Origin of the sequence: Streptomyces sp. NPDC001604 (genome assembly GCF_042893475.1) — a bacterium.
In the GTDB taxonomy this organism is placed as follows: Bacteria; Actinomycetota; Actinomycetes; order Streptomycetales; family Streptomycetaceae; genus Streptomyces.
The window spans coordinates 194,836-201,397 of the sequence record NZ_JBIAUY010000019.1 but is presented as its reverse complement, the minus strand read 5'-3'; the positions used below and the strand labels follow the sequence as shown (position 1 = coordinate 201,397).

Below are 6,562 nucleotides of genomic sequence, written 5' to 3'. Positions count from 1 at the left end.
CGACTCTATCAGACCGTTTCCGGTTCCGATTTCCTCGGTGCTTTCCAGGTTCCCGCTTTCGCGTTTCCCTTTCCGGCGGTTCCGACTTTATCAGAAGTTTTGAGCCGGACTGACCGGCCGCTCATTTCCGATTCATCGGGAGTGGCTTCTTCGAAATCGATGTTTCCGAGAAGCAGACAGACACTCACTGCTGCCGACCGGACTGGATCCAGTTCCAGGCAACTGTTCGAATCTACCTCCCCGCTTGGTCCGTGTCAACGGCTCCTGTGGGGCGAAGGAGAGACTAACAGGTCGGGAGGCGCGGTCGCACATCAGGCGGCCGTCGGCACCGTGGCGCTGCGCTCCGCTGTCCCGACGTCACCCGTCTCTCCGGCACGGGCCGCTCGGCCACCCAGGACGAAGACGTACACGAGGAAGGCAAGTTCCACAGCGACCCCGATACCTATTCGGGCCCACGTGGGCAGGCCAGAGGGGGTGATGAAGCCTTCGATGGCGCCTGAGACGAAGAGGACGAGCGCGAGACCGATCGCCATGCCCACGGCGGCACGGCCCTCCTCTGCGAGGGCAGTGCGGCGGGAGCGGGGGCCCGGGTCTATGACGGTCCAGCCGAGGCGCAGGCCGGTTCCGGCGGCCACGAAGACAGCAGTCAGTTCGAGCAGGCCGTGTGGGAGGACCAGGCCGAGGAAGGTGTCGAGTCGGCCGGCCGAGGACATCAGCCCGAAGCCGACCCCGAGGTTGATCATGTTCTGGAGGAGGATCCAGAGGACGGGCAAGCCGAGGAAGACGCCCAGGATCAGGCACTGAGCGGCGGCCCAGGCATTGTTCGTCCAGACCTGGGCGGCGAAGGACGCCGCAGGGTGGCTCGAGTAGTACGTCTCGTACTGTCCCCCTGGGCGGGTGAGTTCACGCAGCTCGCTGGGGGCCGCGATCGTGGCCTGCACCTCCGGGTGGGTGCCTATCCACCAGCCCAGGAGGACAGCGACGGCGGTGGAAAGAAGCGCCGTGGGGACCCACCAACGGCGCGATCTGTAGACCGCAGCAGGGAATCCCTGCGTCAGGAAGCGGGTCACGTCTCGCCAGGAGGCGCGTCGGGTGCCTGTGACTGCGCTACGCGCGCGTGCCACGAGTTGGCTGAGGCGTCCGGTCAGCTGGGGGTCAGGGGCGCTGGACTGGATCAGAGAGAGGTGCGTGGCCGTGCGCTGGTAGAGCACGACGAGTTCGTCGGCCTCGGCGCCGGTGAGACGGCGTTGACGCCTGAGGAGGGCGTCGAGGCGATCCCATTCGGCTCGGTGGGCGGTGACGAAGACGTCGAGGTCCATCGGTTTGCCTGCTCCTCGGCTGTTCGTCGGCGGCTCGTCGTGGGGCCAGCTTTTCGTACTGCGGCGCGATGCGCCCTCAGCTTGGCAGACTGGCCGTTCACGGGGCAGGCCAGGGGAAGGACAACGGGCGTGAGTGAGCTTGTGACGGGCGAGGCGGTGGCGCTGGAGTTGCGCCCCGCGAGGCTGCCCAGCAGGGCGCTTGCAGTGCTGCTCGATCTGACCGTGGCCGTCCTCGTCTACGTGGTGCTGACCATCGCTCTGGTCGCTGCCACGGCTTCGCTGGATGACGCGGCGCAGATCGCGGTGTCGATCGCGACCTCCGTTCTGCTGCTGGTCGGCGGGCCGATCGCGGTCGAGACACTCAGCCATGGGCGGTCGCTCGGAAAGTTGGCGTGCGGGCTGCGTGTGGTGCGGGACGACGGGGGGCCGATCCGGTTCCGGCATGCGCTGGTTCGGGGTGGGATCGGTGTGGTCGAGATCCTGATGACGTTCGGGGTCGTCGCCTGCATCGCATCCCTTGTGTCAGCTCGGGGGCGGCGGCTCGGCGACGTGTTCGCCGGGACTCTCGTCGTTCGGGAAAGGGTGCCTGTGGTGCGGACGGGCTTCCTGCCTCCGCCACCGCCCTGGCTGGCCGGGAGGTTCTCAGGGCTTGATCTGTCTGCTGTTCCCGACGGGCTGTGGCTCGCCGTCCGTCAGTATCTGTCGCGAATGCAGCAGCTCGATCCACAGGTCGGCTGGGCGATGGCGGAGCGGCTCGCATCCGACCTCTCGGCTCGTACGGGTACGCCGATTCCCCAGGGGGTTCCACCGACGGCGTATCTGGCGGCCGTGATGCAGGAGCGGCAAGCCCGGGAGGCGCGACGGGCCTTCGCGAATGGAGTCGCGGTCGGGACTCCGGCTGCGGATGCCGTGCACCCCGCTGGTGCGCCGAGCGCCCATGAACCCCCGGCCGGATTCCCTCAGGTGGTAGCTCCGCCGGCTGCCCATGTGGCGCGGGCGGCTCCGGCGCAGGAGAGCGTGCAGACCGCCCGGCCCGATGCACCGTCGAGCGACCGGCCAGCGGGCGGAACCACCGCGTCCACAGGGTTCGTACCGCCGGCGTAGGCCCTTCGCGGCTGCCACTCGGGCCCCTGGACCAGGCAGGTACGTCCACGCGTTTCCGGTGCACCGATTCGGCGAACGTCTCGCTCAGGTGAATGTGGACGGCGGCGATTCGAGATCTTCGAGCTCGATGCCTGGCGCGGCGAGCACCACGTCTCCGGCGATGTGCACGAAGTGCTGCTCACCCGTGTCCAGGGCCGTGACCTGGTACTCGTCCACGGTCAGGGGGGCGTTGTCAGTGGCGTGTGTTTCTCTGTTCACCAAGGCCCAGGACTGGTCCACGGTGCGCGGGGCGAGGACGGGGTCGGTGAAAGCGACGAGGCGTACGCGAGTTGCGGTGGCGGAGGGGGTGAGGCGCAGGAGACGGGTGGTGGCGATGAGGAACGCGGGGGATGTGCCGGTGAAGGCGTGGGCGCGGACGTTGCCTTCGGTGGCCTGGGCTCCGCTGGGGTCCGTCCGGACCCAGGTGACGCCGTCGAGGGCGGCACCGCGGACCTGCCAGCCCGCGGCATGCAGCTCCAGGCGGATGGGGCGGCCCAGCTCGTCGAGGGCGAGGTCGACGGAGCCCCGGTGATCGCCCGCGGGGGTGATGAGTTGGGAGACGTAGCGCCAGCCGGAAGGTCCGGGGGCGCAGTGGAAGTGCTCTTCTGCGAGGGGGGTGTGATCGTGCGGATCGTGGAGCGAATAACGGCCGCGGGGCATGGGGGTCCTGGGTCTTGACGGGCTGGTCCGGCCGACGGGCCTCAGAGCCAAAGGGGCAGGCCCCCGACACGGGGGTGCGGGGGCCTGCCTCGGAGGAACTGCTGCTGGTGAGCGCGTCAGCGCACCGACACGCTCACCATCGGCTGCGTCGAGCCGCTCAGTAGCGGTAGTGGTCCGGCTTGTACGGGCCCTCGACGTCGACGCCGATGTACGCGGCCTGCTCCGGGCGGAGCGTGGTCAGCTTCACCCCGAGCGCGTCCAGGTGGAGACGGGCGACCTTCTCGTCGAGGTGCTTGGGCAGCGTGTACACGCCGGTCGGGTACTCGGACTGCTTGGTGAACAGCTCGATCTGGGCCAGGGTCTGGTCCGCGAAGGAGTTGGACATCACGAACGAGGGGTGGCCGGTGGCGTTGCCCAGGTTCAGCAGGCGGCCCTCGGACAGCACGATGATCACCTTGCCGTCGGGGAAGGTCCAGGTGTGGACCTGCGGCTTGACCTCGTCCTTGACGATGCCGGGGATCTTGGCGAGGCCGGCCATGTCGATCTCGTTGTCGAAGTGACCGATGTTCCCGACGATCGCCTGGTGCTTCATCTTGGCCATGTCCGAGGCCATGATGATGTCCTTGTTGCCGGTCGTGGTGATGAAGATGTCGGCCTTGTCGATGACCTCGTCGAGGGTCGTGACCTGGTAGCCGTCCATCGCCGCCTGCAGTGCGCAGATCGGGTCGATCTCGGTGACGATGACGCGGGCGCCCTGTCCGCGCAGCGACTCCGCGCAGCCCTTGCCCACATCCCCGTAGCCGCAGACCACCGCGGTCTTGCCGCCGATCAGGACGTCGGTGGCGCGGTTGATGCCGTCGATCAGGGAGTGCCGGCAGCCGTACTTGTTGTCGAACTTCGACTTGGTGACGGCGTCGTTGACGTTGATCGCCGGGAACAGCAGGACGCCGTCGCGCTGCATCTCGTACAGGCGGTGGACGCCGGTGGTGGTCTCCTCGGTCACGCCGCGGATCTCGGAGGCGAGCTGGGTCCACTTCTGCGAGCCGTTGGTGATGGTGCGGTGCAGGAGTTCGAGGATGACGCGGTGCTCGTCGGACTCGGCGGTGTCCACGGAGGGGACCTTGCCGTCCTTCTCGTACTCGACGCCCTTGTGGACGAGGAGGGTGGCATCCCCGCCGTCGTCCAGGATCATGTTGGGGCCGCCGGTGGGGCTGTCCGGCCAGGTCAGCGCCTGCTCCGTGCACCACCAGTACTCCTCCAGGGTCTCGCCCTTCCAGGCGAAGACCGGGACGCCCTGCGGGTTCTCGGGCGTGCCGTTCGGGCCGACGGCGATGGCGGCGGCCGCGTGGTCCTGGGTGGAGAAGATGTTGCAGGAGGCCCAGCGGACCTGCGCGCCGAGCGCGACCAGGGTCTCGATGAGCACGGCGGTCTGCACGGTCATGTGCAGGGAGCCGGTGACACGGGCGCCGGCCAGCGGCTGGGTCTCGGCGTACTCCTTGCGGATCGCCATCAGGCCGGGCATCTCGTGCTCGGCGAGGGTGATCTCCTTGCGGCCGAACTCGGCCAGGGAGAGGTCGGCGACCTTGAAGTCCTGTCGGTTGTCGACAGTCGTCATTGCGAGCTGCTCCTCGGGGTTGGGACGAGGGTTGGGTACGGCTGGTCTGCGCGGCGGCGGACACAGGGGTGCCCGAAGAGGACACAGGCATGCCCGCGTACGCGCAGCGCAGTCCGTCGGAGGCCCTCTCTCCCTCGGTCGGTCCGCGGTGGGACCGCCCGACCGCCATCAGCAGCGACGTCTGGCTCGGTTCCAAGCTACACCGGCCGCCGGGGCGGCCCCAGTCCGCCTCCGAACACATCGCGCCGATCGGGACCTTCGCCGGGTGCCGACCTCCAGGGTAAGGAGGGCGATGACAGGACACCTGACCAACGGGAGAAACAGGAGCCAGCAGACCAGGCCGAACAGGGACTTTCGCACCTTTGAGCAGGCCCGCAGATGTTGCAGGGTGCCAGGAGATCGGGAACCGCTGATCGAGCTTGCGGGGGCGTCCGGGGCGGCGTTTCGCGTAACAAAGGCGCTAGGAGAAGGAGATCGATGTGACCAATGCGGTCGGCCCTCCCCACCGGCGGCGGCAACGACGAGCAGAGGCGGGCCTTTCCCGACGATCATGGGGGCACTGTGCCGTTGAGCGCGGTCCAGGGCCGTGTGATGGACGACTACACCGGGGTGGCCCTGCTCGGGGTGGCCGCGCCGGCTGGGTGGCTTGATCGCGCTCACCGGGCTCGGACTGGGATCGCGGCGGTGGCCGTACGGAAGCGGGTCGTCGTGCCCCCGCCTCCGCCCTGGGCCGTGCAGATATGACGAGGGGGCCCGCCTAGCGTTCGGAGGGCCCCTCGGTCGTACCGCGAAGTGGTGTCAGTGGCCGGCGGGGTGCGGCGCCGGTCCGCCGGGAGTGGCCTCGCGGTCGGGGCCCTTGGCCGCCTCGGCCTCGCTGTAGATGTCCGGCTCCAGGTAGATGACGCGGGCGATGGGGACGGCGGCGCGGATGCGGGCCTCGGCGGCGTTGATGGCGGAGGCGACCTCCGCGGCCGTGTCGTCGTGCTGGACGGCGATCTTGGCGGCGATCAGCAGTTCCTCGGGACCGAGGTGGAGCGTGCGCATGTGGATGATGCCGGTGACCGTGTCGCCGTCGACGATGGCCGCCTCGATCTGCTTGACCTCGTCGATCCCGGCCGCCTCGCCGAGGAGAAGGGACTTGGTCTCGGCGGCGAGGACGAGGGCGATCAGGACGAGCAGGATGCCGATGCAGACCGTGCCGATGCCGTCCCAGACGCCGTCGCCGGTGAGCAGGGCGAGGCCCACGCCGCCGAGGGCGAGGACGAGACCGATGAGCGCGCCGAAGTCCTCCAGGAGGACGACGGGCAGTTCGGGCGCCTTGGCGCGGCGGATGAACTGCGACCAGGACAGCTTGCCGCGCAGCTCGTTCGACTCCTTGATGGCCGTCTTGAAGGAGAAGCCCTCGGCGATGATCGCGAAGACGAGCACGCCCACCGGCCAGTACCAGTGCTCCACCTCGTGGGGGTGGCGGATCTTCTCGTAGCCCTCGTAGATGGCGAACATGCCGCCGACGGAGAAGAGGACGATCGAGACGAGGAAGGCGTAGATGTAGCGCTCACGGCCGTAGCCGAAGGGGTGCTGCGGGGTCGCCTCGCGCTGGGCCTTCTTGCCGCCGATCAGCAGCAGGAACTGGTTGCCCGAGTCGGCGAGCGAGTGGACGCCCTCGGCGAGCATCGACGAGGAACCGCTGAACGCGAACGCCACGAACTTCGATGCCGCGATCGCGAGGTTGGCGCCGAGTGCCGCCACGATCGCCCTGGTGCCGCCTGACGCGCTCATCTGTCCGCGTTGTCCCTTCGCCTTCGTACGTACGCCGTCCGGGGCC

The 6,562-nt window shown here is 68.7% G+C and carries 6 protein-coding genes; 2 read left to right on the top strand and 4 right to left on the bottom strand.

What is annotated here, in order from left to right:
• Nucleotides 1–311: 311 nt before the first annotated feature.
• Nucleotides 312–1,319 carry a stage II sporulation protein M gene (locus ACFY1E_RS38320; RefSeq protein WP_389084678.1) on the bottom strand — a complete coding sequence of 336 codons (1,008 nt, stop codon included), beginning with the start codon at nt 1,317–1,319 and terminating at the stop codon, nt 312–314.
• Between the two features lie 129 nt (nt 1,320–1,448).
• Here ACFY1E_RS38320 and ACFY1E_RS38315 point away from each other — a divergent pair, with 129 nt between their 5' ends.
• Nucleotides 1,449–2,423 carry an RDD family protein gene (locus tag ACFY1E_RS38315; protein ID WP_389084702.1) on the top strand — a complete coding sequence of 325 codons (975 nt, stop codon included), beginning with the start codon at nt 1,449–1,451 and terminating at the stop codon, nt 2,421–2,423.
• Nucleotides 2,424–2,507: 84 nt separating this feature from the next.
• Here the strand turns inward: ACFY1E_RS38315 and ACFY1E_RS38310 are convergent, their stop codons facing one another.
• Nucleotides 2,508–3,122 (bottom strand): hypothetical protein, encoded by a 615-nt coding sequence (locus ACFY1E_RS38310; protein WP_389084676.1) that lies wholly within the window; start codon nt 3,120–3,122, stop codon nt 2,508–2,510.
• A 157-nt stretch (nt 3,123–3,279) separates the two neighbouring features.
• A complete protein-coding gene (ahcY, locus tag ACFY1E_RS38305; RefSeq protein WP_389084673.1) occupies nt 3,280–4,737 on the bottom strand; it encodes an adenosylhomocysteinase in 1,458 nt (485 codons plus the stop codon).
• Between the two features lie 486 nt (nt 4,738–5,223).
• Here ahcY and ACFY1E_RS38300 point away from each other — a divergent pair, with 486 nt between their 5' ends.
• Nucleotides 5,224–5,481, top strand: coding sequence for a hypothetical protein (locus tag ACFY1E_RS38300; RefSeq protein WP_389084671.1), 258 nt, complete (start codon nt 5,224–5,226; stop codon nt 5,479–5,481).
• A gap of 54 nt (nt 5,482–5,535) precedes the next feature.
• Here the strand turns inward: ACFY1E_RS38300 and ACFY1E_RS38295 are convergent, their stop codons facing one another.
• On the bottom strand, nt 5,536–6,516 hold the full coding sequence (locus ACFY1E_RS38295) for a cation diffusion facilitator family transporter (protein ID WP_123965516.1): 981 nt from the start codon (nt 6,514–6,516) through the stop codon (nt 5,536–5,538).
• Nucleotides 6,517–6,562: the final 46 nt, after the last annotated feature.